Genomic DNA, 26,947 nt, shown 5'->3' on the forward strand with positions numbered 1-26,947 from the left:
AACTGATCAGGAAAGCAGCTTCTGCCTCAATAAAAATTCGAGCTGGTTGTTGGAGTCTTCCAGCTTTACGTTCATTTCTTTCAATTCCGCGTTCTCAAGGTATTTCTCATAAGCGCGGTTGATCGTCATGTCCAATTCTTCCTCGTTCCATGGTTTGGCCAGGTAATGGTATATCTTGCCTTTATTCACCGCATCAACTACGGCCGTCATGTCGGCATAGCCGGTCAGCAAAATGCGCATAGGCTCAGGATCGATCTCGATCACTTTCTCCAGGAACTCTACACCGGTCATTTCGGGCATACGCTGATCGGTAATGATGATGTGCACTTTTTTAGCACTCAGCACTTTCAAAGCCTCATCGCCGCTAATAGCGGTATAGACCTGATATTTTATACGAAAGGTCGCCTTGAACGAGAAAAGATTATTCTCCTCATCGTCAACGTACAACACTGCGATCTTTTCTGATGCCATATCGATCTGATAAATAAATGTTCAACAAATGTAGTAGATATTAAATAAATGTAAGAAAAGTGAATGGGTTTGTCAATAACGCATCGCGAAAGTTACTTTTTCGTGTTGGTCAAGCTTCCATACCGATGGTTAAATATCAACACATTTCACTTAATTGAAGCCGCTCAGTCACCAAACAGACTGCTGCTCAGGTACCTGTCGCCGCGATCGCAGGCAATGAACACGATCGTACCCGAAGTAAGCTCCTGCGCGATCCTGATAGCTGCCGTGCATGCACCGCCCGAACTCATACCCGCGAATACACCTTCCACGCGGGCCAGTTGGCGCGTCATGGCGGTGGCATCCTGTTCAGATATGTCCAAGGTGCGGTCTACTCGGCTTGGGTCAAAAATCTTTGGCAGGTAGGCCGCGGGCCAGCGCCTGATACCTGGTATCGATGATTCTTCAGTTGGCTGGCAGCCCACGATCTGTATACCCGGGTTCTTTTCCTTCAAATACTTAGAGCTACCCATGATGGTGCCGGTTGTGCCCATGGCGCTTACAAAGTGCGTGATCTGGCCATCGGTATCGCGCCACATCTCAGGACCGGTGGTCTTGTAATGGGCCATATAGTTATCGGAATTAGCAAACTGGTTGAGCAAAAAGTATTCGCCTGTTGCGCCTTTGCTTTCGGCATGGTCTCGGCAAGCCTCTATATTCTCCAATAAGGTGACCTTAGCGCCAAAAGCCTCCATGGTGAGCGTGCGTTCGCGTGTACTGTTGGCAGGCATCACCAGTTCGATCTCGAGGTCAAACAGCCTGGCGATCATGGCCAGTGCAATGCCGGTGTTACCGCTAGTGGCCTCTATCAATCTCATTCCCTTGGTCACCTCGCCACGTTCGATCGCGCTGCGGATCATATTCAGGGCCGCACGGTCCTTCACACTGCCGCCGGGATTATTGCCTTCCAGTTTGGCGTATATCTTTACATTTGGATTGGGGTTCAGTTTTTTGATCTCTATCAATGGGGTATTGCCCACCAGGTCTATAATTCCAGCCATATTGATACAACTATGCTTTGCGGGTAATGTTCTGTACGGTGATCATTGGCGTATGGTACACGGTGCTGTAAGGCTCAACGCTTTGGGTGAGCCACACGTTACCGCCGATCACGCAATGATGACCGATCACGGTATCGCCACCCAAAATGGTAGCGCCTGAGTAAATGATCACATGGTCCTCTACGGTAGGGTGCCGCTTGGTGCCGGCCATATTCTTGTGTACACTAAGCGCCCCCAGCGTAACTCCTTGATATATCTTCACATACTTACCGATCACGCACGACTCACCGATCACCACGCCTGTTCCATGATCGATGTAAAAATGCTCGCCTATAACTGCCGACGGATGTATATCGATGCCGGTCACGGAATGTGCATGCTCGGTAAGGATACGTGGTATGAGCGGTATGCCCAACAAGCTAAGCGTGTGTGCGATACGGTAAAAGTAGATGGCATAGAACCCAGGGTAAGTACGCACAACCTCAAATTCGCTCTGCGCGGCCGGGTCACCCTCGTAAATGGCCTGAATGTCGGTGTTCAGCACCTCATATAAGTCGGGAAGGCGGTCGAAGAATAGGGTAGATAATACCTCGCTCTGCTGCTCATCGTGATCGCATCCTGAGCCAATGATGGCCGCAAGCTCAGAGCGGAGGGAGGATACATATTCCTCAACCGACGACAGGGTGCTGAAGGTGGGCTGGCATTGCTCAGGATAAAGCAACTTCATGATGTTCAACGCCCAGGTGGTGATCACCTGATTGGGCGCGTATCCTTTGACAACGCTCTGTTTACGAAAGAGGTAATTATAAAATTCGTCATTCATGGGTTTCGGAAGCCATGTTCAATTAATCAACTACAGAAATAGCTAAAAAGTTCGACATTATGAATTTTTGAAGATGCTCAACAGTGAACTTGTTGTGAAAGAGCATACTTCAAAAGAAAAATTGCCCTATCCGGACGATAAATGAATGGAAACCGACCATCTCCGGTTAACCTCTCGCCGTGTTGATCTGTGTCAGATAGTATCCCTGGTACGCTAAAACATGGTAAAATGATAGCACTTCCTCAGGCAAAAAGCGGCATTAAAAGTGTTACAGCGATGTAACAGAATTCCCCAACTTTCCCCACTTTTTAGTGTTACAAAATTCGTAAAAACCCAACTTTTTCAAGAAAAATCGACATTTTTCAGAAATGTAACAGCATATGTAACACTTTATAACGCAAATGTAACACCTGAAACATGCGGATGGGCCCGGCCGGTAAAACCAGAAGCGCTGATCAGCGCAATTTTTGCAAAATTGATGATCAATAAAAAGGGCCAACTGATCAAGATCAGCTGGCCCGGATATACAAATTGTGCAGAGTCTGTTAATAGAAATCGTAGCAACGTTTAGCACCCTGAAATTTGGAAGGTGTATTGCGCGATGGGAGAGTGGTCTCATATCCTAAGCTACCCTCGCTGCTGCCGCTGGTATTGCTGTAGTTAAGCTTGGAGGTCGGTGCATCATGACTAAGGCCGAAGCGTAGTTTCTCATGTCCTTCGCGGTTGATCGGCAGGTCAAATATGAATGACAGTACGAATGAGCTTGGTCCGGCCTGACCGCCGCTGCGGTACCATAGACCGGCATTCACACTACGGCGTTTGTATTGAGCACCAGCACTTACCGATGATGATGTGCCCTGCTTGTAATACACCACCGAAGGGATGAAGTATGATTTTTCATCATCGTCCATGTTGTCATACGGGTTCAGGTCCATACGGTAGCTCAGGTGACCGGTGGCACGCATAGGCATTTTTTGAGGCGAGCCGCTAAATGATTCGTTAGGACGGTTGATGTGCTGCAGGGCACCACCCGCCATAAAGTTGCCGGCCACCAGGTTGATACCCGCACCGGAGTCAAAGTAGTAACGGTTGCTCAGGGCACCCAGGTCGGCCGCAGAGGTCGAGCCGGGGATATAACCTAAACGCGGGTCCAACTGATCACCGAACACCAGCTTGCTGCGGTCGATGCTGCGGTTCCCTATACCAGCCTGTAAACCAAATGATAACACATAATTATCTCCACCCACGCTGTATGAATAGATACCTGCCAGGTTGTTGCGAAGGTAGTACGCCGTACCTTCGTTGGCACGTGTGAACATCAGACCTATACCACCTCCAAATTGCGGTACGTTGTAATCGATAGAGGCGGTCATGTAACGTAACGTTCCTGGTAACGATGACCACTGATTACGGTAGATCATATTGATCCGTAGGTCGCCCTCGAACTGCCCGTTCAAGGCAGGGTTAAGATACACCGGTGAATTAAAAAATTGCGAATACTGGTGATCCTGAGCCCTGGTGATCATGCTTGCCAGTAACATCACGGCGGCCAATAAATAGTTCTTCATGCTGTCCATCTTCCTCATCTGTCTCTTCTTACTATCTTATCAGGTGTATGGCTCCCGTGCGTCGAGGCACTGATGATCCGTACGTCATTCCTTTCCAGTCGCCACCGTTAATGTACTTGGCCTCTATTTGCCATATATACACGCCCTGAGGTAATGGTGCGCCTCTGAATGTTCCGTCCCATCCGTCAGCAGGTTCACCGCGCTCTGTCAGCTTATCGGTCTCCCAAACCATTTGCCCATAGTTGTTAAATATGCGCATGTGCCATTCCTTCAAACCTGATCCCTTGGCCATGAACGTTCTGAGTTCATTGTTAAGGCTGCCTGGTGTAAAGGCATTAGGTACAAATAGTTGTCCTGGTGTGCCTGTTATACGGACGTAGTGAACTTTAGTTGTGCCGCAATAAGCATTTGTTGTAGTTAAAGTGACCTTATATAAGCCGGTATCAGCATATGTGTGATCAGGGTTCTGTTGAGTAGATGTGCCGCCATCACCAAAGTTCCATTTCCAGCTTTTAGCGCCGTTGGTGCTAAGGTCCTGGAACGAGAACTGGTAGTTCGGATAAGTTTGCACACTATCAGGCCTTGCCCTGAACTCCGTGATCGAGGGAGACTGCACGGTCACGGTACGGGTCACGGTCTCGGTACAGCCCGTGGTACGATTGGTCACGGTCAGCTTCACGGTATAAGGTGATGCCGTGTGATCGTAGGTGTGTGCCGGAGGTGTACGCAATGTTGACGTGTTAGGGTTCTCAGGCGTAGCTTTAGGGTCACCAAAATCCCAGGTATACATCAGGTCATCCAACGAGGAACCGGCCGGAGCAGGAGTATTATTCACAAAATTGACGGTCAAAGTGGTACAGCCTACGCCGTTGTCAAAAGTGAAAGCAGGCTTAGGTCTTTCCGACACGATGATGGTCAAACCTTGCGAGGCCACGTTCTGCGCACAATCATTGCTCGCGAACAACACCACCTGGTAGGTGCCAGGCTTGGTGAAGGTGTGCATCAAATCATCAGTATTGGTCGTGGTCGTATTGGCTGTCTCATCACCCCAGTCGATGCGGTAGGTCACGCCACCCTGGCTGGTGTTCTTAAAGTTCACGGTATGCGGTGCACAACCAAAACGTTCGCCTGCGGTACGTACACTAATGCCCGAGAACAACGTACGTGGAGTTACCTGGATTGGCACTGAAGCACTACGGCCAACGCCGCAGGTGGTCTGCGCTTCCATATACACATTAAAGTTACCCTCGTTAGGCAGAGTAATGGTCTGCTGGGTCTTATTGGTGACGGTGATCGGAGCTACGGCCTCACTACCGGTGGCATCGATCACGTGGTAAACATATTTGTCATTGGTTCCGGGCGATATATTGTCGATCACCAAAGCGAATGGGGCACAACCCGTAACGCTCTTAGGCGCTATGCGGGCGATCGGCACAGCTGGTTTGATCAGTACAGTACTGGTCATCTCGGTAACGCTACAAGGTGTGGTAGCCACCAGCTTTATCTCGTAAATGCGGTCCTTGCCATCGGTACCAGCGGCAAAGGTCACCGGGTCGGGCTGGGCCTTGGTAGAGGTGATGCCGTTACCGAAATCCCACAGGTAAGTACCTGCGGTAAGCGGGGTGCTGGTATTGGTGAAGTTCACCGCTACGGTACCACAGTTCTGTGTAGCACTTTGCGTAAAGCTGGCGGTCACCTGCTTGGTAGTGGTAAAATTATGGCTGAATACCGCCGACTCACAACCGAACTTACTGGTCACGATCAAACGGATTTCTACCGTGGCACCATCAGTAGCGATAGTATAACCAGGGAAATCAATACCGGTACCGATCACCTGACCATTGGCGTACCAGGTATATTGATCGTTCACGTCAGGGTATGGTGCGGCTTTGATATTCTGTGGGGTAAGTACGAATGGGTAACATCCGGCGTCGCTCACGAACTTGTATTCTGATCTGGCGTTCGGATTTACGGTGATCGATACCACGTTACTGATGTTGGCCTGTACACCGTTGCACAGCATCGAGCTTACGATACGGCGATACATGATGTTCTTTACCAGCACCGGTGTCATATAGTTAGCGCCGGTAGCATCGGTGATGTTGGCCCAGGTAGCGCCACCGTCTATACTGCTTTGCCACTGATACATGTAGTTACCATCAGCACCGGCTGGGGTGCTGCCATTGATCTGGCCGGCAGATGTATTTACACAGGTGGTTAGCTGACCGGTGCTGATGCTGTTACCTGATATAGCAGGCTGAACCACCGCGCGAACGATATTACTTTTAGCCTCGGTACACGAGCCTGAGCTAACCGACCTGCGGAAATAAGTGCTCTCGGTGATCACCATGTTTAGGTCCTTAGCGGTTTGAGCCGATAGTACCGTCCAGGTCTGCCCGTCAACGCTGCTTTCCCAAACATAGTTGTAAGAGCCACTGCCACCGCTCGGTGTGTTGCCATTTACAGTAACATTGACGCCGGCACAGGTAGTGGCTACCGGTAAGGTCACCACGTTGTTGCTGACATCAGGATTATTGGTCACCTTCACGTCAGCATATTGTATGGTACATTGTGCCGCACCCGAAATACTCCATCTAAAAACGTAGGTCTGTCCTGGCTGTAAGCCACTTACCTGGGTATCGAATTTAGAAGCATCGGCAAACGTCACACCGCTTTGGCCCGAGGTAAGCGTCCAATTACCGGTAAAGTTTCCAGGGTCATTACCCTGCAGTTTGTAAGTAGGTTGGCTACACAGCACTGCATCCGCACCAGCATTGGCCGCTGGGACTTGCGGTTGCACGGTGATGGTGATCGTTCTCACTTCGCCATTACACATGTCGCTTGAGGCTGTATTTACGGGAGTGATGGTATAGGTCACGGTACCTACGCTGGTACTGTTATTGATCAATTGCTGATCGATCAGTTGTTTGGCTACCGGGGTGGTTTGGTCAGTTGCGCCGGTCACGCCACCGGTCACGGCCGCCGTCCAGGTGTATTGAGTAGTGCTGATGTTAGAGCTCAGTTTGATACCCGCGCTTGATCCGCTACAAACCGTATTGTTAGCCGGGCCTACAACGGTGATCACTGGCTTAGGGGCTATGGTAACGGTCAAGTTGAACGGAACTCCATCGCAACCATTGGCTTGTGGAGTTATGGTATAAATAACGGTAGCGTTGCTGGTGGTAGATGAGTTGGTGATCACATCATTGATCGGACCAGAACCCGAAGTGGCAAAACCGGCCGCGCTTGGTGAGCTCAGGCTCACTACCCAGTTATAAGTGCTGCCCGCCACGGTCGACTCTGGCGTGTAATTAACGGCACTGCCGGTACAGATGGTCTTGGCATTGGCGGTGGTCACCGTGTTGGATGGATTGATCTTCACGGTCACTTCATCGCTAATGGTCTGGCAATCGCCCGGCAATGAAGTGGTAATGGTCACCACTAATTTCACCTGACCAGCGGCACGGTCGGCGGCACTTGGCGTGTATACAGGGTTCAAGGCATTCTTATTGTTAAATGAACCGGTGCCTGTAGTGCTCCAGGTCAGCGTATTATAAACTCCATTTACTGATGAATTCAATTGTACGAGGTCGGCCGCACACACGGTTTGATCGGGTCCTGCGGTCAGGGTAGGTGCCTCCTTAAAGGTAATGTGCTGTATTTGCGAGGTAGTGGTACCGCAATCATTAGTGTGCTTCACCGACACTTCGTAAGTACCAAAGTCAGGGAAGGTGATCTCGGGATATTGGCTGTTGGCTGTGGTGCCATTGGCAAATACGGCCGCTGCGATACCGTTCTGTCCGGTCACTGTCCATTGGAAGGTGTTCGGCTTGATGTCAACACTACCCGTAAGCGTGGTGCGGGTAGGGCTGTTCGCCAGGTCATTAAATTTCAAGGTTTGGCCTTTGCCGCAAAGTGACAGGTCAGGTGATAAAGCGGCTACCGGCAGCGCAGTTATGGTGATAGACTTAACAGGGCTTTTAACGATGCCGCACGGCGAGTTAGTGATCTCCACGTATATATCGTAAACACCCGGATTGGCAAAAAGGAATTGTGGAACAGGGCTTAAAGCCGTGGTACCGTTAGCATAGGTCACCCCGGTAGATGGGGTAACGGTCCATTTATAGTTATAAACGTCACCACAAATTGCATCGGTAACTGATTGGTTGACCGGGGTAACAGGACCACTGTTGCTGCATCGTGTAGCATCTATGCTGAACGCAGCTGTTGGCGGGTCGGTAACACAAACATCCAAGGTGGCGTTGGTAGGAGGACAGTCGCTTTGCGTGTTCTCCAGCTCAATGGTCACTTTGTGCTGACCGCGGGTGGTAAAGGTCCAGGTAAATTTCTCGGTCAGTTTTTTGCCCGTAGCCTTTGGCACACCGTCAACATACCAAGTGTATGATGCATCGTTGAACTTACAGCCCGCGCTGCTGCTGCTTGAAGTAGCGGTTTGGCCAGGATCTGACGTGTTGGTGAAGGTCACCGGATTATTTACGCAGATACGTACAGGGCCGTTAAGGCTATTTTTGGGAGGAAGTAAAATCGTTTGGTTAGTGATGATCGTGTTGGGGTTATCAGCATTGGCCGGTGGAGGACAATAGGGATTGTTCAGGCTGAACTTCACCATGAACTGGTTGGTCACGGTGCCCTTATCGTTCTTCGCACCACATGACGATTTCAAATAGCGGTGAGCTAAGTGGCCACCCAGCAAACGGATCTGCGCGTAGGTGAAGTCCTGGCTCAAACCGTCGCCCCATGATACGGTGTAGCGGCTACCCGGATAGTTGCGTTGGATACCGGCTTGGGTAGTGATATCAACGTTGTAGGTCACTTCAGCCTCGCCATCCTGCAAACATTTAGAGCCCGAGTTTTGCGCACCAAAGATGATGTTAACGATGTTATTGATCAGCAGGTATGAACGTGTACCTACCACCCCATTGCTGTTCACGGCCTTTACGGTCACGGTGTAGCTTGAAGCCGACAGAGCGGGTGATTGACCGATAGGCGCTATAGCGATCACGCCGCCTTCGCTTTGCAAGGTCATGTCGTTGAACAGCGTAGCGGTGACCGTGTGGGTGCTGCTCAGCGTGCTGGTGAAATTAAATTTAGAACCGTTCTGACCAATACAGGTGCCAAAAACTTCTGCTGATGCCGATGATGTATTGGTACAAGCGGCAGCCGCTTTGAAACCAGCCGCCGCATTGATGGTGAACGGTGTTGAAGGCGCGCTTATAGTAGCCGGGTTGCTGGTTTGTACGCGAACACGATAACCGGTACCGGCCACTGCATTGGTAGGGATGGTGCCGTTCACAAAGCCGGTAAAATATCCTGTGAATGAACCTATTAAGGTGGGCGTTGTAAAGTTCCCGTTAGCGTCTGACAGAAACAGGTCATAACGGTTATTGAGTGCTATCGCCGCGGTGCTTTCATCGACCTTGATCTCGGCCGAAATGCTTGAACCCTGACCATAAGGCCCCGGGTCAACATTACGAATAGTTACAGTTTGAGCGGATACTGATTCTGCAATTGCCGTTATCACCCCTAACACTAAAACCAACCCTACAAAAAAACGGATAAATGTTCTCACCATCGACTCTTATCTATTTGAACGACCGCACTCTATCTTTGCGGTTGCTCACTTTTACGGTAAGAGCCAGGAAAGGTTATCCGTTCATTTACACTTTTTTGGGGTCATATGAACGTAAGGCAGCAGTGTTGTAGTTCCACGATCAGCGAATTAGATCTGATGACGTTATCCGTTTTCTTCTCTCAGAAAGCTTATCCAAAAAATAGATATGATACCAGAATAGCGGCAATAGCACCAGCCAGATCAGCGATCAAACTGGCAGGGATCACATAGCGGGTACGCTTAACGCTCACCGAGCCAAAATATAAAGCCACCATATAGAACGTGGTGTCTGCTGCGCCATATAACACGCTTGACAGGTGTCCTACAAAACTGTCAGGACCGAATACCTTCATGTTATCAAGCATCAGCCCACGCGCACCAGAAGCACTTAGCGGGCGCATGAGGGCGATAGGTAGCACATCAGTAAAGCGGGTATCCATATTGAAATGGCCGAATACCCACTTAAAGGCATCGGTTATGTAAAGCAATGCTCCCGAGTTGCGGAACACGCTCACGCCTACCAGCATGGCCACCAGGTAAGGGATGATCTTGACCGAGGTCTCAAAGCCACCGATAGCGCCTTCAATAAAGGCCTCGAACACATTGACCTTTTTGCGGGCTGCACCCAACACGAACAGCACGGGTATGAGGAAGAGTATAAGGTTACTCGATACTTTCGATACGGTACCGATCTGCTCCTTAGTAAGGCAAGCGGCAAAATACCATACCAGCAGACCGATAAAGGCGGTAAGTCCTAATAGCCAGCTCATTACCACGCGGTCAAAAAGGTTGATCTTTTGTTTGATGGCTACTACAAGTAAACCTGCAAGTGTGGCTACATATGTTGCTATGATACAGGGAATAAAGATATCCGTTGGATCGTGTGAACCCAATATAGCTCGCTGGGCAATAATGCTTATGGGTAATATGGTCAACCCCGAGGCATGCAGCACCATAAAAAGGATCTGTGCATTGGAGGCGGTGTCTTTTTGAGGATTAAGCTCCTGTAGACCGGCCATGGCCTTGAGACCAAATGGTGTTGCGGCATTATCAAGACCCAACAGATTAGTCGAAAAATTCATCATCATTTGGCCGGCGGCCGGATGGTTACGTGGCACTTCAGGGAACAAGCGTTGAAAGAAGGGCCCCACGATGCGGGATAAGAAGTTGATTGCACCGGCCTTTTCGCCCACCCGCATGATGCCTAACCAAAAAGCCATGGTACCGGCCAAGGGTAGGGCAATGTCCATCACGGATGCTTTTGATGAATCGAATATGCCATCGATCAATACCTTAAAGATCTCGGTATCGCCAAGAAAGATCAGCTTGAAAAGCGCGATCACAAAGGCGATCACGAAAAAACTTATCCAAATGTAATTGAGTGCCATAGCGGTGTGGTCGTGTCAGATCAGTTATAAGTGGTGATGGCCTTGTCAGACACGATGCGGATATCGTGGTCGCGTTTAATAGGATTGTAAGGCATCTTATCGGTAGAGGTATAATAGATGTTGCCAAGATCCTTGACCTTGTAATTCAGTATGCCAGAGCTTTCATCTTTGCTGAGCACAAAAGGCTCAATGGAATTGATGACCAGGTTCACCTGCTGTATCTCATCGGTGGCTATATATATGTACACCCGTCTGCCATCGGCCCTGATCTCGACCTCCGATGTGCTGCCACCTGGCAGGCTTAGTTCATATTTGATACTCCCGGTAGTTTTGGTACCAATGGCTTTTTTGTTTTTTGATATGTAGCCCTTAGAGAGCATGAATTGGTCATCATGTTGAAGGTTGTTGGTGATCAGGTATACCATATCGTCATATGAGATCAGTTTTTGCTGCGCCTTGCAGGCCAAAGCGGTGAGGCAAAACATGGATATGGCAAGTATTCGTCGCATGGTTCGGTGTTGTATGATCAAGTACGGTACAGGTGTTAAAACTATCATTTTTATGGTCTGTAAACAAAAAATTCAGTTCAAAATAATACATTAGCAAAGTTTACTAAAGCATATGCCTAACATAGAACTAAAACGTGTAAGCGCCGATTACGGCTTTGAAGCGACAGACGAGAACGGTCATACCGTGCGAATGGATACCAGCCCCGAGACCGGCGGGCAAAACTTTGGCGTTAGGCCCATGCAAATGTTATTGATGGGTTTGGGCGGATGCTCGGCCATTGATGTGATCAGCATACTCAAAAAGCAGCGTCAAGAAGTACTGGACTATAGCATGAAGATCAGTGGTGATCGTGAGGCTGGCGTTGAACCTTCGCTTTGGAAAGAAATAAATATAGAGTTCCATTTACAGGGAAATATCGATGAGGACAAGGCTAAGCGTGCCGTTGAACTTTCGATAGGTAAATACTGTTCAGTGTCGGCCACGCTTGAAAAAGCAGGTGCTAAGGTCAACTGGCAAGTATTCATTCACTCTGGCCCTGGATCAAAATAACTACTAATGTCAACTGATAATTTACACCCTTTAAGTAAGGCGATACGCATACGCGCCGAGAAAACGTTACAGAACGAGCACTCGTCGCCATTATACCTGACCAGCAGCTTCACCTTTGATGAGGCCGAGGCCATGCGTGCCGCATTTGCCGACGAGACCGACGATAATATATATAGCCGTTTCAGCAACCCAACGGTAGATGAGTTCATTGCCAAGATGTGCGCCTTAGAGAACGCAGATGCAGGCTTTGCTACCTCTACTGGTATGAGCGCGGTATTTTCATCAATATTCGCATTATTGCAACAAGGTGACCACCTGTTGTGCTGTAGTTCGGTTTTCGGCAGCACGTTCACCGTCGTGACCAAGTTCCTGCCTAAGTATGGCATCACCTGTACGCTGGTCGATGCCAATGACAAGGACGCATGGGAGGCCGCTGTACAGCCTAACACTAAAATGGTGTACCTGGAAACGCCTACTAATCCTCAGCTCGAGGTGATCGACCTGGAATGGGCCGGCCAATTCAGTAAAAAGCATAACCTTATCTTGAACGTTGATAATTGCTTTGCAACACCCCTGATACAGCGCCCTACCGATTTTGGCGCCGATTTGGTGGTACATTCGGCCACTAAATGGATCGATGGACAAGGACGTGTGATGGGTGGCGTTATCGTTGGCAGGGCCGACCTGATCAAAGAGATATACCTGTTCTGCCGTAATACCGGTCCGTCATTGTCGCCTTTCAACGCCTGGGTACTAAGTAAAAGCCTTGAAACGCTTGACGTGCGTATGCAGCGCCATTGCCAGAACGCATTGAAAGTAGCCGAGACCTTACAAAGCGACCCTAACGTGAATTGGGTAAAATATCCATTCCTGGAAACGCACCCACAGTACGCTATAGCCAAAAAGCAAATGGCTTTGGGTGGGGGTATCCTTTGTTTCGAGATCAAGGGCGGTTTGGAAGCTGGACGTAAGTTTCTGGATAACCTGCAAATGTTGTCGGTGACCGCCAACTTGGGCGATTCACGCAGTATCGCATCCCACCCGGCAAGTACCACACATTCTAAATTGACCGATGAACAACGTGCGGCTGTGGGCATCACACCGGGCCTGATCCGTATATCGACCGGGCTGGAGCATGTGGATGATATCATTGCCGACATCAAACAGGCACTCGAAAAAAGTATCTAAAACATTATCGCATTGGCGGCCATGGACCGTGGAGTACCTATACCAACGTTACACCTTTTTAGCAAGCTTGATCAGTTATTGATCGAGCTGCTGAAAGGGCTTTCTGCTGATGATTGGGATTCGCCCACTATATCGCCGCAATGGACAATAAAGGACATTGCCGCCCACTTGCTTGACGGCAACCTGCGAACGCTGTCTATGATCCGTGATGGTTATCGTGGTGACCCGCCAACCAACGTGAACAACTATCGCGACCTGGTGAATTACCTTAATGACCTGAATACGATCTGGGTGCTGGCCTATAAAAGGATCAGTCCGAAGATTTTGATCGAGCAATTGGAGAGCACCGGTCGCGAGTACGTCGACTGCCTGCAACGTCTTGAGCCGTTCGAAACGGCTATGTTCCCGGTGGCTTGGGCAGGAGAGGAAGTGTCAGAGAACTGGTTCCATATCGCCCGGGAATATACCGAGAAGTGGCATCATCAGCAGCAGATCCGTGAAGCACTGGGGCTTCAACACCCACTAATGGCCCCCGAACTCTTACAGCCTTGCCTGGAAACATTCGTGAGAGCACTACCATATGCCTATCGTGATGTCAACGCTCCGATAGGTACGATAATTAAGTTGGTGATCACTGGTGAGGGTGGTGGCACCTGGTTCGCCGAGAGAACCTATAATGACTGGCGCCTGGTCAAAAACCTATCTAACGCACCTTCCGCAGCTACTGCCACCATAACTGATTCACTTGCCTGGAAACTTTTCACTAAAGCTTTGACGCCTCAGCAAGCACACGAAGCTATACAAGTTGAAGGTGAATCGTCGCTTATCGCACCACTTTTAAGTATGGTGGCTGTCATGGCTTGATACACTATGTATCATTCTTGATACATTATACTAATCATCATATCTTAGTTCGCCTTTTGTTGTATCGCAGGATGATTCTGCTATGAACATCATTGTGAGGCGATTCCGTCAATTGTACAACTTTTGTGAATAACTCAGCTATAGCAGCTGTATGCGTGTCGACATATTTGGCATTGATGTTGAAAGCGAATGCGCGGACACAGGATAATTAAACTTAAAAGCTGCGCCCGTATATTTCACTTAAAATTACTTTTATGAAAGTATCTTTAAAAAAACTTGGCCTTGTGCTTACAGGCCTCGGCATGAGTTCATCTCTTTTAGCCCAAACATCAGACAGCACTAAAAATTATGTTAAACCATTGTCAGGTACAGGTAGCTATCGCGTATGGTCTATCGGTATCCACGGTGGTATGACCTCATTGAACACTTTGTTTCAAGACAAGACCGATTACATGACCGCTAACGAAAAGATCGGTTACGGTGGTTATGTGAAAGCACAAGTATTACACACTTTAGGTATCCAAGGTAACTTCTTTCGTGGTACTCTACAGGGTTCAGGCCCACGTGTAGCTTCTTACTCTGCTCAACGCTTTAAAACAGACATCAATTATGCAGTTGACCTGGCCGCTGTATTCACTTTGGCCAACATCAACTGGAGCAACAGCCAGACCTACATTCAGCCTTACATAAGCGCGGGTGCTGGTAACATGGCCTTCAAATCTACCTTGACCACTGCCAGTGGTGCAGAGACCAAAGTTGGTACCGATAACACTTGGTACATCCCGGTTGGTGCAGGTTTCAAGATCAACTTAGGCCCGAGCGTGAACTTAGATCTGGGTTACCAAGTTAACTTTGTGAACACTGACGGTTTGGATCAGTATTACTTAGGCGATCACCGCGACAAGTTCGGCTACGCACACGCTGGTTTAGAGTTTAGCCTTGGTAGCACCAAGAAACCACAACTGGCTACCCACAACCCTGTTGCATCTATCCGCAACGAATACCTGATGGGCGAGCGCGCTTTACAGATCCAACTTGATCAGCAAAAAGCTGAGAACGCAAAATTGCGTACCGACCTGGATGCTATGAACGCTAACGTTGCTCGTTTGACCGCTGATAGCGATGGTGACGGTGTGTTAGACATTAACGATAAATGCCCTGGTACTCCATCAGGCACTAAAGTAGACGGTTCAGGTTGCCCATTGGCTCCTCCAGTTACTAAAGTGATCGTTACTGAAGAGGATAGAAGAGTAGTTAAGGACGCTATCAAGAATTTGGAGTTCGACCTGGGTAAAGCTACTATCCGCCCACGCTCATTCCCAAGCTTAGATCGCGTTGCTCAATTACTGATCGACAAGAACTTTAGCTTGAAATTGGCTGGTCATACTGACAACACTGGTTCTGCAGAGCTGAACATGCGTTTATCAAAAGATCGTGCTGAATCTATAAAAGCTTACTTAGTAGAAAAAGGTGCTAATGCATCACGCATCGAAGCTGTAGGTTATGGTATGACCCAACCTATCGCTACCAACAAGACCGCTGCTGGCCGTCAGGCTAACCGTCGTGTCGAGTTCACGCTTTATTAATAGCAAGGCGATCGATATATAGCAAAGCCCGGTGATCATCACCGGGCTTTCTTGTTTTATTGCTTTCGGTAAAAGCACAAAAGGGTGCCGTTGTATAATCCATCACCAAGTATGAACGTTATATCAGTACATCAAACATGCACACTCATGAATAAATGTAAAAGATCATTAAGGCTTATCGCTACGGTCGCCATCGCATCTATAGCAGGTTTTCAAGCCAAGGCCCAACAGTCGGTCGACCTGATCATGGACAATTTCACCAGCTCGGTGATATCGCAGACCAATGTGCAGTTGTCCAACATCGCCATCAGGAGTGCGATGCGTAACGCAAATGCTAAAAAGGCCGTTAGAGGATCAGCATCAGCTCCTGTAACCAAGGTGAATTTAGCTTACACGCCGACCAAAGACCTTCAGGACAGAACTTTTCAGGAATTGGTAACCAAGTTGAAAACGCGTGATGCCAATGCGGCCAGCGCGGTAAACAACGCATTGGGTGCCGGTAGGGCCAGCTACGATCAACTTTTTGGTCAAATGGTGAAGGAGTCGGGTCTTCCCGCTAACAATGCTGCCACCGCTATGGCAGCTTACCTCGAGATAGCTTATGCCATAGTCAATAATGTGACCGACCAAAGCAGCATCACGCCAGCCATGGACAAAGCATTACAACGGCAGACCGCTACTTTACTCAACAAAAACACTGCTCTCACCTCGCCAACTGCAGTAGCTCAATTAGGCGAACAGTTAAAGCTGCAAGCAGTGGTTCTGTATCTTGGCTGGCAAAGCACGCTTAAGAACGGACAGTTCGCGCAATTTCGTAGCAATATCGATCAGCAGTTCAAAGGGATGGGGTTCGATCTGAGCAAAGTATCCCTTACCGCTCAAGGGTTTAAGAAGAAAGCATAGATCATTGAACTGAAAAAGGTAAGCTATCAAGCTTACCTTTTTTTCTGTCGGTCAGTTCTTTTAGGTAAAGATCGATGCTACTGTATTAATGGTCGTCTTCCCCGATCAAGCTTTTTACAGGCTTGTCAGGTTTCGCATAAGTCAAACGGTCTAAAAGCCGAGGTTGAAAATAACCGTCCAGTCCCGAGCCAGCAAGGCTGTTCGCTATAACATGGTCAATGGAACCGTCCTCGCCAACAACGTTATCGTTGATGATCACGTGCACCACCTTTCCGATCACCAAGGTGGTGCCGTTAAGCTCTATATCAATGATCTGTGCGACTTCCAAGCCGATCTTGATGAAGGAACTGGCGACGAATGGCGCTTTGTGATCTTCGTGGTAATATTCTTCCAGGCCACATTGCTCAAATTCCGACACGCCCGATGGATAGCTTGCACTGGTCTGGTGTGCTTCGCGGTAATGGTCGGCTGTTACGTTGTTAAGCGTGTATGACCGGGTATCACGAATGTTGCACAGGCTGTCATTGTTGGGGCGGGGTGGCCTCATGATCATGCCCAACAAGGCTGGGTTAGATCCCATATGAAACACCGAGCTCACGATGCAAACGTTCGGTCGCCCATTAGCACTGATCGTGCCTAATAAGTTCAAGGGCTTGTAGCCGGTGATGCTGTTCATCAGTGCTGTGCGTTGCGCTTTGTCCATTCCGGCTATCTGCTGGTCGTTCAGTACCATGTTAAAACATTCTTAATTTGCCCATGCCGCCGTCTACAGCCAGTGTTTGGCCGGTGATCCAACTTGAATCATCAGAAAGCAGGAACTGTATCGCGCTACTAATATCATGCGGCTGTCCGTAACGGCCAAGCGGGTGCCTCTTGCCAGACGCCTCTTTTTTATCGTCGCTGTTCAGCAGGTTGGAGGCCAGCGGCGTGTCGGTAAGTGACGGTGCTACCACGTTCACACGGATCTGTTGGCTGGCCAATTCGGCGGCCAAGGCTATCGCAAATCCTTCCAAAGCACCTTTTGCTGTGGCGATGCTGGTATGGTAGGGCATACCTGTGTTGGCCGCAACCGAGCTGATGAACACCACCGATGAGCCGCCCGCCGCTTTGAGCTGACGCACTACGGGCCGGGTGATACGTATCGCGCCAAGAGCGTTTATCTCAAGATCGTTCATAAGGTCGTTATCGCTTACACGGGCAAACGGTTTCAGGTTGATGCTGCCGGCGCAGTATACTAATCCATGCAACTGTTCAGGCAAAAAGCTATTGATATCGGCAATATCCTTGGTGGGGTCAGCTTCCAAAAATTCGATGCCTTCGGGCCAGTTGTCTGAACGTTTTCGGGATATGGCGTATACTTTAGCGCCTTGTTCAGTAAGCGAAGTGATCAGCGAAGAAGCGATAGATGATGACGCACCAGCCACAAGATAATTTTTACCGTTAAGATCCATTGTAAATGTTATTTAAGCAGTGTCCGTTGCAAGCGCCCGGTCATGACATTTGCTTGCTTGATACACCAATTCCTAAAGGCGGTTGACCGCTAATTGTTTCAGTAGAGATAAGGTTTATATACAGGCAGCTTTATAAACTTTATCAGCAATTTGACAACTACATCGAGCATGCTGTCTCAAGATCCAAACTTCATTAATCGTATCAATACACAGGTTCCGGCTCGTTAGGGAAAAGGTAAATCTCTGTTTATCAATCGTATGTCAATATATTCTCTTTGCGATTTTAGCGTATCATACACCGATCAACTCATGGCTTCTTGATCATTTCTGCGTCTCATCGAGGTATTTAGTGACCATTATTTTTATAGTTTTGATAATTCCAACCCTTTATATTACGCTTATCTGCTATGCAATTTCGATCAAAGGCTGTTGCCTTATGCTTTACCTCATGCTTAATGTGTTCTTTGTTGTTAACGGCATTTATGTGCCGGGCTCAAAATGGCGGCAGGCAGATCATCCGCTTTAATGATCAATGGTCATTCAGTAAAGACCCGAAGGGTACCGCATCAGCGCAAGATCAAAGTAGCCTCAATTGGACCAAAGTGACCCTGCCACATACTTGGAACGACAAGGATGTGATGGACGACGAGCCTGGTTACTATCGGGGCATTGGCTGGTACAAGCGTACTTTGGTGATACCTGCAGCGTTCAAGGGCAAACGCATTTATCTGTGCTTTAACGGCGCTAACCAGGAAACGGAGGTGTATGTGAATGGCAGTTCAGCAGGTATGCACATTGGCGGTTACACGCGTTTCAATGTAGACATCAGCGACCTGCTCAAACCTGGAACTGACCAGGTGAACGATATCATGGTGAAAGTGAACAACCGTCATAATGACGATATAGCGCCACTTAGTGCCGATTTTACGTTTTTCGGAGGCATCTACCGCGATGTTAACTTGCTTGCGGTTGAGCCTGTTCATTTCTCGACCGGCGATCACGGAACGGATGGCGTTTACGTGAGCACGCCAATTGTCTCGGAGCGGTCAGCCCAGGTAAGGGTCAAGAGCGTTGTTGAGAACTCTTCTGCATCATATCAAAAGTTTAGTGTAAGTACTGTAATTTACGATGCCACCAATAAGCTGATCACAACCCAGGTTCAGAACGTTCAGCTTGGGGCGCATCAAACCAAGAATTTCTTACAGGAGATAAAACCCATTAGCGACCCGCATTTATGGTCGCCCGCTGATCCGTATCTCTATCGGGTGTTGACCACTATCACCGATGCCAAGACCAAGCGTATCATTGATCAGGTAAGCAACCCGCTGGGATTTCGCTGGTTTCGATTTGATGCCGATAAAGGTTTCTTTCTTAACGGGAAGCCGCTGAAGATCATGGGTGCAAGCCGGCACCAGGACTATGAAGGATTGGGCAACGCCGTACCGACCGACCTTCAAGTACGCGACATGCAACTGCTGAAGGACATGGGAGGCAACTTCGTTCGTATCGCTCATTATCCGCAAGACCCGGTCATCCTGCGAACTTGCGATCGCCTCGGCATACTGGCTTCCGTAGAGATACCGATCGTTAATGCCATTACCGAGAGCGACGCTTTTACCCGTAACTGCACTGCCATGCAGGTCGAGATGATCAGACAGAATTACAACCACCCGAGTGTGATCATTTGGGGATATATGAACGAGGTGTTACTGAGGCCTAAGTTCGGCAACGACAAAGCACGCCAGGAGCAGTACTTTGGCCACATCCGCCAATTGGCTCAAACGCTGGATTCGCTGACGCGTAAAGAAGATCCATACCGCTACACCATGATCGCCAACCACGGCGACTTTGATAAATATGGCCACGTTGGCCTGACCAAGATCCCCATGTTGGTGGGGTGGAACTTGTATCAGGGTTGGTATAGCCCCGACCTGAAAGGTTTTGCGAGCTTTTTGGATAAGCACCACCGTGAGCTAAAAGACAAGCCATTGCTGATCACTGAGTATGGAGCAGATGCGGATCCGCGTATCAGATCGTTCTCGCCAGTGCGCTTCGATAAAAGTATCGAATACGCGATCAAATATCACCAGATCTATCTGAACGCTATGCTGGAGCGTCCATTCGTAAGCGGCGGCATGGCTTGGAACCTGGCGGATTTCAATTCGGAACCGCGCGAGGAGACCATGCCGCACATCAATAATAAAGGCTTGCTGACCATAGGAAGGCAACCCAAGGACACTTACTACCTGTATCAGGCTTACCTGTTAAATAAGCCGTTCGTTAAGATCGCCTCCTCGTCATGGGCCGAGCGTAGCGGGGTGGCTGACAGCACGGGTAATACTTGTACGCAATTTGTCCAGGTGGCCACGAACGCGAAAGGGGTAGAGTTATTCCTCAATGGACAAAGCTTAGGGGTACGACCGGCCACTGATCACATCAGCACATGGCGGGTGCCTTTTTTAAATGGCGACAACCGCCTCCGGGCATTGGATGCGGCAACGGGACAAAGCGATGAGGTGGTCATCAAATTTAACTTGCTCCCTACGATGCCGAGCGTACAAAACCCGATCAACGAATTAAATGTATTGCTGGGCGCTGACAGGTATTATATCGACGAACACCTCAAACAGACGTGGGTGCCCGACCGCCCTTACCAGAAAGGTTCGTGGGGCTATGTAGGAGGTGAGCTATATAAAGCCGGAAACAACCGTACTTCCTATGGTACCGACAAAAATATCGTTGACACCTTCGACGACCCCATTTACCAAACGCAGCGCGTTGGCATCAGCCAATATAAGTTGGATGTACCCGATGGAGAATACGAATTGAGCCTGCTCTTTGCCGAACTAACAGGTGGCGATGCGAAAGAAGCGTTAGCTTACAACCTTGATAACGGCCAAAGTAAAGAGCAAAAAGCTTCCGACAGGGTATTTAACGTCACCGTCAATGGCGTACCGTTTCTTCATAACTTCAATATAGCCGCTGAATATGGCCGTACTACCCCGGTCGACAAAACGATCAGGGTTCTGGTGGTGAACGGAGCAGGTATCACAATTGATCTTGCACCTGTAAAAGGGAAAACGATATTGAATGCCTTGAAATTGAGGAGGATCAACTGATGGAACGTAATAGTAGCACCTCTCGTTCAAACTGGTCGATATCAGCATTGACCAAGCGAAAAATTTTGATCCTTGCGGTCATCTTTGTCATTCAACTCCTCTCAATAAAGGTGAATGCTCAAGCGCCCATGCGGGAGGTCGTGCCCGTTAAGAGCATTATTCAAAATGTTCGGACGTTGTTGGACTACACCACCAATTATCTCGAACTGAAAAAGAGCTTCAAAGCTTATGATGTCAATAAACGTCAGATCAGTAAGGCGGAATTTCTGCATAAACTTAGGACTGGGAACTTCTTACCCTTGAGGGCTTATTCTAAAGAGGCCAACGGCGAATATTTTCTTTACAAAGTGCCGCCTTCTGCAGATCACGATATTAACAAAGTACTTAAGCAAATAGGGGATACTTACTACGGGTATTCTTTAATAGAAGGCAAGAGGTTTCCGGCTTTCGAATTTAAAGACCTGAATGGTAATATCTACAATACACAAAACACCAAAGGAAAGATCATCGTCCTTAAGGGATGGTTCATATCCTGTGTGCCATGCGCTGCAGAAATGCCCGCATTGAATAAATTGAAGGATGAGTATCGGGACCGCAAGGATATTATTCTTCTGAGCATGGCTTTTGACCGTAAAGATGCCTTACAAAGATTTTTGAAAACTCATACGTTCAATTATGCTGTTGTACCGGTCACCGCTAAATATCTTCAGCATACGTTGCATGTTACCGGTTATCCGGTGCATTGGGTGATCAACAAACAAGGCATAGTGGTGGACATGAGCTATGATATGCACGAGATGATCGCCGCCTTGAGAGCGGAGGCAGCGAAGACGCCATGAACGGCGATGAATTAGTGAGGCGGATGTCGATCGGATATAAGATATAGGGATAAAAAAAGGGAAACAACAATCGTCGTTTCCCTTTACGTACCCAGAGCCGGGGTCGAACCGGCACGGCCTTGCGGCCACAGGTGTTTGAGACCAGCGCGTCTACCGATTCCGCCATCTGGGCCTGTCCACAACTTCCTTTCAGAAGCGGGATGCAAATGTATTCAAACTATCTTTAATTCGCAACAAATATTTTGATCTGTAATAAATATCTGCGATGTCATTCAGGCGACTTTCTTTAGCCGTGTCATTAAGTGTTTCATAGTCAGCGGTAAGGGCTTCCAACTCACTGTTTAGATCATCTTCTATCGCTAATGCTTCCGCACGGATGTCGGCCACCTGTTCGGCGTTCTCTGCCTCCATTAGCCGTTCGTTAAGGTCCATCATCTCCATTAAAAAGTCGGCTGGGAGTTGCGGCTTTGCACCTTCATTTACCAGGCCGTGCGTGGTCAAAATGTATTCCAGCCGTTTGGCTGGGTCGCCCAGTGTTTGGTACGCTTTATTGTTAATGGTCGATATCTCCATGATCTCCTGCTGCTTGGCCTCATCCTCACCCGCAAAAAAGTCAGGATGATATTGTTTGCTTACCGCATAGAACTTTTTTTTCAATGTGGCTGCATCGACGTTGAAGGACTCTGGTATATCGTAAAACTCAAAGTAGTTGATCATGGTATTCAATAGTGCATAGTGCGGTACAAATATATCGGTTCGGTACCGATGGATGACCGGCGGCCGGAGTTATATACTTAACGGTTATAAAGCCTTACCTGTTCCATCAATTTTTGAGCCGCCTCTTCATCGAACTGGCCAGGCAACAGCCGCCATGTCCAGTTACCCTCGGCAGATGATGGCTTGTTCATGCGGGCACTTCCATCGGCACCGATAACGTCCTGCATGGGCAGTATCGCGATCTTGGCGGTCGATGCGTAAGCTACCCGGCTCAAAACCTCATGTATGTTACGAGATCTCACCGAACGGCCGGTGTAGCGTTCGATCTGTTTACGCATATTCTTATCCGTTTCCTGTTCATACCAACCAATGGTAGTGTTGTTGTCATGCGTGCCGGTATAAACGAGGTAGTTTTCCTGGTAGTTGTGAGGGATGTACGTGGAAGCGCCCACCTCATCGCCAAACGCAAATTGCAGAATCTTCATGCCTGGCATCTCATAAGCGTCGCGCAGGTCGTACACCGGTTGGTCAATGTCACCAAGATCCTCGGCAATGAAAGGCAATTTACCTAATGATGCTTTGATCGCTTCAAAGAAGGCTTTACCTGGACCAGGCTCCCAGCGTCCGTTCTTGGCTGTGGTCTCGCCGAAAGGTGCCACCCAATAGGCCGCAAAAGCACGGAAGTGGTCCAGTCGTACCAAGTCGAATAGTTCGATATTTCGACGTAGTCTGTCGGTCCACCACTTGTAATCGGTAGAGGCCATCACTTCCCAGCGGTATACCGGCATGCCCCATAGTTGACCGTCGGCACTAAAATGATCGGGAGGAACACCTGCTATGCCGGCCATTTGTCCCTCGGCATCCAGATCAAAGCTTGATGGGTTGGCCCAAACATCTACCGAATCATGGCTTACATAATAAGGCAGGTCGCCGATCATCTTAATATTTCGCACATGGCAGTACTCCTTAAGTCCCGTCCACTGCAACTGAAAAATAAATTGCTGCCACTTGATCTCTTCAATGTCCGCTTCATTTTGTGCGGCAAAGCGCCTGATCACTGCCGGCCTGCGCTGGCGGTATTCCAGCGGCCATTCATACCAGGGAGCATCCTGATAGTGCTGCTTTAGCACTTTGAATACGGCCAGGTCATCGAGCCAGTAGCTTTCTGCGCTGCAAAAAGCCTCGAACTTTTGATGTAACATGGAACGGTCAGCTTCTTTAAAACGGTGATAGGCCAAAGCCAACAACCTGGCTTTGATCTTCTCTACTTTGCCATACTCGGCAGTGGCGGTGGCATCTAATGCGGCCGACCTTAGATCTTCTTCCTTTAGCAAACCTGCATCGGCCAACAATTCAGGGCTGATCAACAAGGTGTTGCCTGCCATGCTACTCACCGAGCTATAGGGCGAAAAACCCTGTAATGCACTCGTGGGGTTCAAGGGAAGCAATTGCCAGTAAGTTTGCCCTGCAAGCGCAAGCTTATCAGCGAAATGGTATGCTTCAGGTCCCATATCGCCAACACCAAAGGATGATGGCAGCGAGGTGATGTGGAGTAAGATACCCGCCCCACGATCGTTATCGGGCTGCTCTAATTTAAGCAATGCCATCGGTACTGCGCCAAACACATTTTTGATACGAACGCTATTCTCGACGGCCTTTCCACTGTTGCCATTCAATAGTTCCTGCCATTGAAGCGGAGCATCAGTAGGAAGAATGATGCGCGTGTTGCGCCATTTTACTTCCTGCGGTTCGCGGTCTTGTTCGCGACAGAGTTTTGCCATGTGTAAAGGTACGACGCTCACATACCAGGTCTTTTCGTAACGCCTTGCAAAAGCGAATACATGATCGCTGTATTTGCCTTTCACCTTTAATGGCACATAAGCGCCCTTTGCGAACACTTCGGCGGCTGATCGACGTTCGTTGAACAGCCGCTGAGTGAGCCAAAGCTTGATCTTGCCGCTGTAGCGTTCTTTCCAAAGTTCGGCGGTACTTACGCCGTCCATTTCATTGAGCATGGTGTGGCGTAACTGGTGATCCACCGGACGGCGATTGTCAGGGTCTACCAGGCTCAGGTCATAAAGTTCACAACCCTGGTAAACATCCGGAACGCCCGGGCAAGTGAATTTTAACAACACCTGCGACAACGAGTTAATGATACCCATGTCTGCAATGCTGTTCTGGAATTCGGTGAATGATCGCCAGAAGTCCTTTTCGGTGTCGAGCAGGGCAGTGGCAAAATTTATGGTCGCTTCTTCGTATTCTTCGTTAGGCTTGGTCCAGTTGGAATTGGTCTTGGCTTCCCGCAGCGCTTTGGTAAGGTATTCCTTCAGGCGCTCCGCAAAACTGTCGTCGCCTTCTCCCGGCATTGGGTAGGCGCCCACCAGTGTTTGATAGATGAAGTATTCATCATTGGCATCGGGGAAGTTGTTGGCCTTTAGTCCGGCGTTCATTTCCTGCCATTGCTCAACGGTGCGGATCCAGGTCTTTGGCAGATCGCTCAACACGTTCAAGCGCGCCCTTACATCCTCGCCCCGTTTGGTATCATGGGTAGAGGTGCCGTTCATTGTCAGTGGCCATTTTTCCTGGCGGTCTTGCATTAACTTATGGAACTGTTTGGTGCTCATACCAAAAGCATCGGGCGCATCGCCCACCTCGTTGTGGCCAACAAAGCGGTTGTATGTATACATCAACGTGTCCTCAACACCTTTGGCCATTAGCGGTCCGCTGAACTGCATCAAACGCTGATAGAACTGCAATGCCCGCTTATTGTAGTCAGTGATATTCAGTTTGGGTTTCTCTAATATCACGATCTCTAATAGGTTAAGCGCAGCCTTCAATTGGGGTTTGGTTTGCTTGGCTTTCTTGAACAGTTCCTTCACGTGTTTGTACTCACCGTCTGCCAGTGGTAACTTGTTACTATAGTAACGGTACACCGGGCAAAGGATCAGCAATTCACCTATCGCTTGTTTCACCACATCCACCTGTAGGCCTTCCAGTATCTTTTTATCGGTAAGGCGCAGTCGTTTGAATAAGCGATAAAGGTTATCCAGTTCGCCGCCCATGTGCTGGGTCAGGATGGCTTCTTTCTTTTTCAGTATCTGTTCGGCCACCGGCTCATTGCTGTTGACCAGCTGGGTGTAGAATTTGTTGAATCGTCTGAGCCCGGCCTGATCGGTGAAGAGGTTATTCACCTGAGCCAGGAAATCATAGCCTGAGGTGCCTTGTAGCGCCCATTGTTCAGGCAATTCTTCACCCTCTTCTAATATCTTCTCCGCAACAATGTAGGTATCTGCGCCCGTTAACTGGCGCAGATCGTCAACATAGCGTTTAGGGTCATATAAGCCATCGATGTGGTCAATGCGGAGCCCCTGAAAAAGCCCGTCATCTACCATGCTTTTAATTGTACTATGGAAATGGGAGAATACCGCCTTATCCTGGATGTTTAAACAGATCAGGCTGTTCACCGTAAAGAAACGGCGATAGTTCATCCGCTGGTCCGATTCTTCCCAACTGCACAAGCGATAAAATTGCTGACCGGCTACTTGCCTTATATGGTCCTTAGAGGCATTGATCGTCTCCAAGCACTGCTCGATAAAGCTACTGCTTTCCTCATCGGCTTTGATGCGGGCAAATTTTTGCTTTAACGATGTCCATTTGATCGCATAGCTTCCGGCATCATCGATGTCTTGTAATGCTTTTACGTTCTTGATGAACAGTTGTACTGACCGCGGCTGATCTGCAGCGAGGTAGCTGATCACCGTATTATAAGACGAAGGACTCAAAGGGTAATAGCTATCAAAGTATTTTAGCACCAATCCCTGGCCGTCAATATATTTTATTTCCAGTTCATTGTCATTGATCACCTCGTTGATTGCTTTACCCAGAAAAGGCACCATGATCGGCTCATCAGCAAATAGCGGACTCGTCCAGGCAGCATCAAAAAAGTCGGCGTATAAGGAACGCTTACCTTTCTCCAGCACGTCCATCAGCCAGGCATTGGTTTGATGGAAACCCATGTGGTTAGGAACTATATCCTGCAACCAGCCCATGCCGGCATCCTTGAGTTTTGTATTGATGGCCTTGAATTGCTTAAGCGTACCGATCTCGCTGTTGATATGGTGAGGGTCGGTACCATCATAACCGTGGGTACTACCTGGCACAGCACCGAATATTGGCGAGGCATAAACAGTGCTTACACCAAGCTTTTGCAGATAATCGATGATCTGGCTGAATTGCTCGAAGGTGAACGAAGAATTGAATTGTATGCGATAGGTGGCTACTGGATTATACATGGGCGGT

Annotated in this window: 18 protein-coding genes and 1 tRNA gene; 7 read left to right on the plus strand and 12 right to left on the minus strand. The window is 48.7% G+C overall.

Features of this window, described 5'->3' with window-relative positions; all coding sequences use genetic code 11:
• Positions 1-6: 6 nt before the first annotated feature.
• The 7 genes from LLH06_RS08840 to LLH06_RS08870 form a co-directional block, all read right to left on the minus strand.
• Positions 7-471: a response regulator gene (locus LLH06_RS08840; RefSeq protein ID WP_228172979.1), complete on the minus strand. Its 465-nt coding sequence runs from the start codon at positions 469-471 to the stop codon at positions 7-9.
• A gap of 164 nt (positions 472-635) precedes the next feature.
• Positions 636-1,511 carry a cysteine synthase CysM gene (gene cysM, locus LLH06_RS08845; RefSeq protein WP_228172981.1) on the minus strand — a complete coding sequence of 292 codons (876 nt, stop codon included), beginning with the start codon at positions 1,509-1,511 and terminating at the stop codon, positions 636-638.
• Between the two features lie 10 nt (positions 1,512-1,521).
• Positions 1,522-2,334, minus strand: a complete 813-nt coding sequence (epsC, locus tag LLH06_RS08850; RefSeq protein WP_228172982.1) for a serine O-acetyltransferase EpsC — start codon at positions 2,332-2,334, stop codon at positions 1,522-1,524.
• Positions 2,335-2,879: 545 nt separating this feature from the next.
• A complete protein-coding gene (locus LLH06_RS08855; protein WP_228172984.1) occupies positions 2,880-3,920 on the minus strand; it encodes a PorP/SprF family type IX secretion system membrane protein in 1,041 nt (346 codons plus the stop codon).
• Between the two features lie 13 nt (positions 3,921-3,933).
• Positions 3,934-9,495 carry a PKD domain-containing protein gene (locus LLH06_RS08860; protein WP_228172986.1) on the minus strand — a complete coding sequence of 1,854 codons (5,562 nt, stop codon included), beginning with the start codon at positions 9,493-9,495 and terminating at the stop codon, positions 3,934-3,936.
• A gap of 188 nt (positions 9,496-9,683) precedes the next feature.
• Positions 9,684-10,922: a nucleoside recognition domain-containing protein gene (locus LLH06_RS08865; RefSeq protein ID WP_228172988.1), complete on the minus strand. Its 1,239-nt coding sequence runs from the start codon at positions 10,920-10,922 to the stop codon at positions 9,684-9,686.
• A gap of 20 nt (positions 10,923-10,942) precedes the next feature.
• On the minus strand, positions 10,943-11,431 hold the full coding sequence (locus LLH06_RS08870; protein WP_228172990.1) for a hypothetical protein: 489 nt from the start codon (positions 11,429-11,431) through the stop codon (positions 10,943-10,945).
• A 112-nt stretch (positions 11,432-11,543) separates the two neighbouring features.
• Between LLH06_RS08870 and LLH06_RS08875 the strand changes: the two genes are divergently transcribed.
• The 5 genes from LLH06_RS08875 (at position 11,544) to LLH06_RS08895 (ending at position 16,522) form a co-directional block, all read left to right on the plus strand.
• Positions 11,544-11,981 carry an OsmC family protein gene (locus LLH06_RS08875; protein ID WP_228172992.1) on the plus strand — a complete coding sequence of 146 codons (438 nt, stop codon included), beginning with the start codon at positions 11,544-11,546 and terminating at the stop codon, positions 11,979-11,981.
• A 6-nt stretch (positions 11,982-11,987) separates the two neighbouring features.
• Complete coding sequence (locus LLH06_RS08880; RefSeq protein WP_228172994.1) at positions 11,988-13,169, plus strand: trans-sulfuration enzyme family protein; 1,182 nt, start codon at positions 11,988-11,990, stop codon at positions 13,167-13,169.
• 21 nt (positions 13,170-13,190) lie between these two features.
• Positions 13,191-14,033 carry a maleylpyruvate isomerase family mycothiol-dependent enzyme gene (locus LLH06_RS08885; protein ID WP_228172996.1) on the plus strand — a complete coding sequence of 281 codons (843 nt, stop codon included), beginning with the start codon at positions 13,191-13,193 and terminating at the stop codon, positions 14,031-14,033.
• 254 nt (positions 14,034-14,287) lie between these two features.
• Positions 14,288-15,619 (plus strand): OmpA family protein, encoded by a 1,332-nt coding sequence (locus LLH06_RS08890; RefSeq protein ID WP_228172998.1) that lies wholly within the window; start codon positions 14,288-14,290, stop codon positions 15,617-15,619.
• 147 nt (positions 15,620-15,766) lie between these two features.
• Entirely contained in the window at positions 15,767-16,522 is a 756-nt protein-coding gene (locus tag LLH06_RS08895; RefSeq protein ID WP_228173000.1) for a DUF6683 family protein, read from the plus strand.
• 85 nt (positions 16,523-16,607) lie between these two features.
• Here LLH06_RS08895 and LLH06_RS08900 read toward each other — a convergent pair whose 3' ends face one another.
• Together LLH06_RS08900 and LLH06_RS08905 are read right to left on the minus strand one after the other, a co-directional pair.
• Positions 16,608-17,255 carry a flavin reductase family protein gene (locus tag LLH06_RS08900; RefSeq protein ID WP_228173007.1) on the minus strand — a complete coding sequence of 216 codons (648 nt, stop codon included), beginning with the start codon at positions 17,253-17,255 and terminating at the stop codon, positions 16,608-16,610.
• Position 17,256: 1 nt separating this feature from the next.
• Positions 17,257-17,973 carry an SDR family NAD(P)-dependent oxidoreductase gene (locus LLH06_RS08905; RefSeq protein ID WP_228173009.1) on the minus strand — a complete coding sequence of 239 codons (717 nt, stop codon included), beginning with the start codon at positions 17,971-17,973 and terminating at the stop codon, positions 17,257-17,259.
• A gap of 482 nt (positions 17,974-18,455) precedes the next feature.
• On the opposite strand from LLH06_RS08905, the gene LLH06_RS08910 reads away from it, so the two are divergent.
• Together LLH06_RS08910 and LLH06_RS08915 are read left to right on the plus strand one after the other, a co-directional pair.
• Positions 18,456-21,092: a glycoside hydrolase family 2 TIM barrel-domain containing protein gene (locus LLH06_RS08910; protein WP_228173011.1), complete on the plus strand. Its 2,637-nt coding sequence runs from the start codon at positions 18,456-18,458 to the stop codon at positions 21,090-21,092.
• Positions 21,092-21,931: a TlpA family protein disulfide reductase gene (locus LLH06_RS08915; protein ID WP_228173013.1), complete on the plus strand. Its 840-nt coding sequence runs from the start codon at positions 21,092-21,094 to the stop codon at positions 21,929-21,931. Before LLH06_RS08910 ends, LLH06_RS08915 begins: the two co-directional genes overlap by 1 nt.
• Positions 21,932-22,019: 88 nt before the next feature.
• Here the strand turns inward: LLH06_RS08915 and LLH06_RS08920 are convergent.
• The 3 genes from LLH06_RS08920 to treY form a co-directional block, all read right to left on the minus strand.
• Positions 22,020-22,103 (minus strand) — tRNA-Leu (locus tag LLH06_RS08920).
• 17 nt (positions 22,104-22,120) lie between these two features.
• The gene (gene hscB, locus LLH06_RS08925; protein ID WP_228173015.1) at positions 22,121-22,648 is read right to left on the minus strand and encodes a Fe-S protein assembly co-chaperone HscB; all 528 of its coding nucleotides are present in this window, start codon (positions 22,646-22,648) and stop codon (positions 22,121-22,123) included.
• Between the two features lie 77 nt (positions 22,649-22,725).
• Positions 22,726-26,940 carry a malto-oligosyltrehalose synthase gene (gene treY, locus LLH06_RS08930; protein ID WP_228173020.1) on the minus strand — a complete coding sequence of 1,405 codons (4,215 nt, stop codon included), beginning with the start codon at positions 26,938-26,940 and terminating at the stop codon, positions 22,726-22,728.
• Positions 26,941-26,947: the final 7 nt, after the last annotated feature.

It is taken from the genome of Mucilaginibacter daejeonensis, assembly GCF_020783335.1.
Classification (GTDB): Bacteria; Bacteroidota; Bacteroidia; order Sphingobacteriales; family Sphingobacteriaceae; genus Mucilaginibacter; species Mucilaginibacter daejeonensis.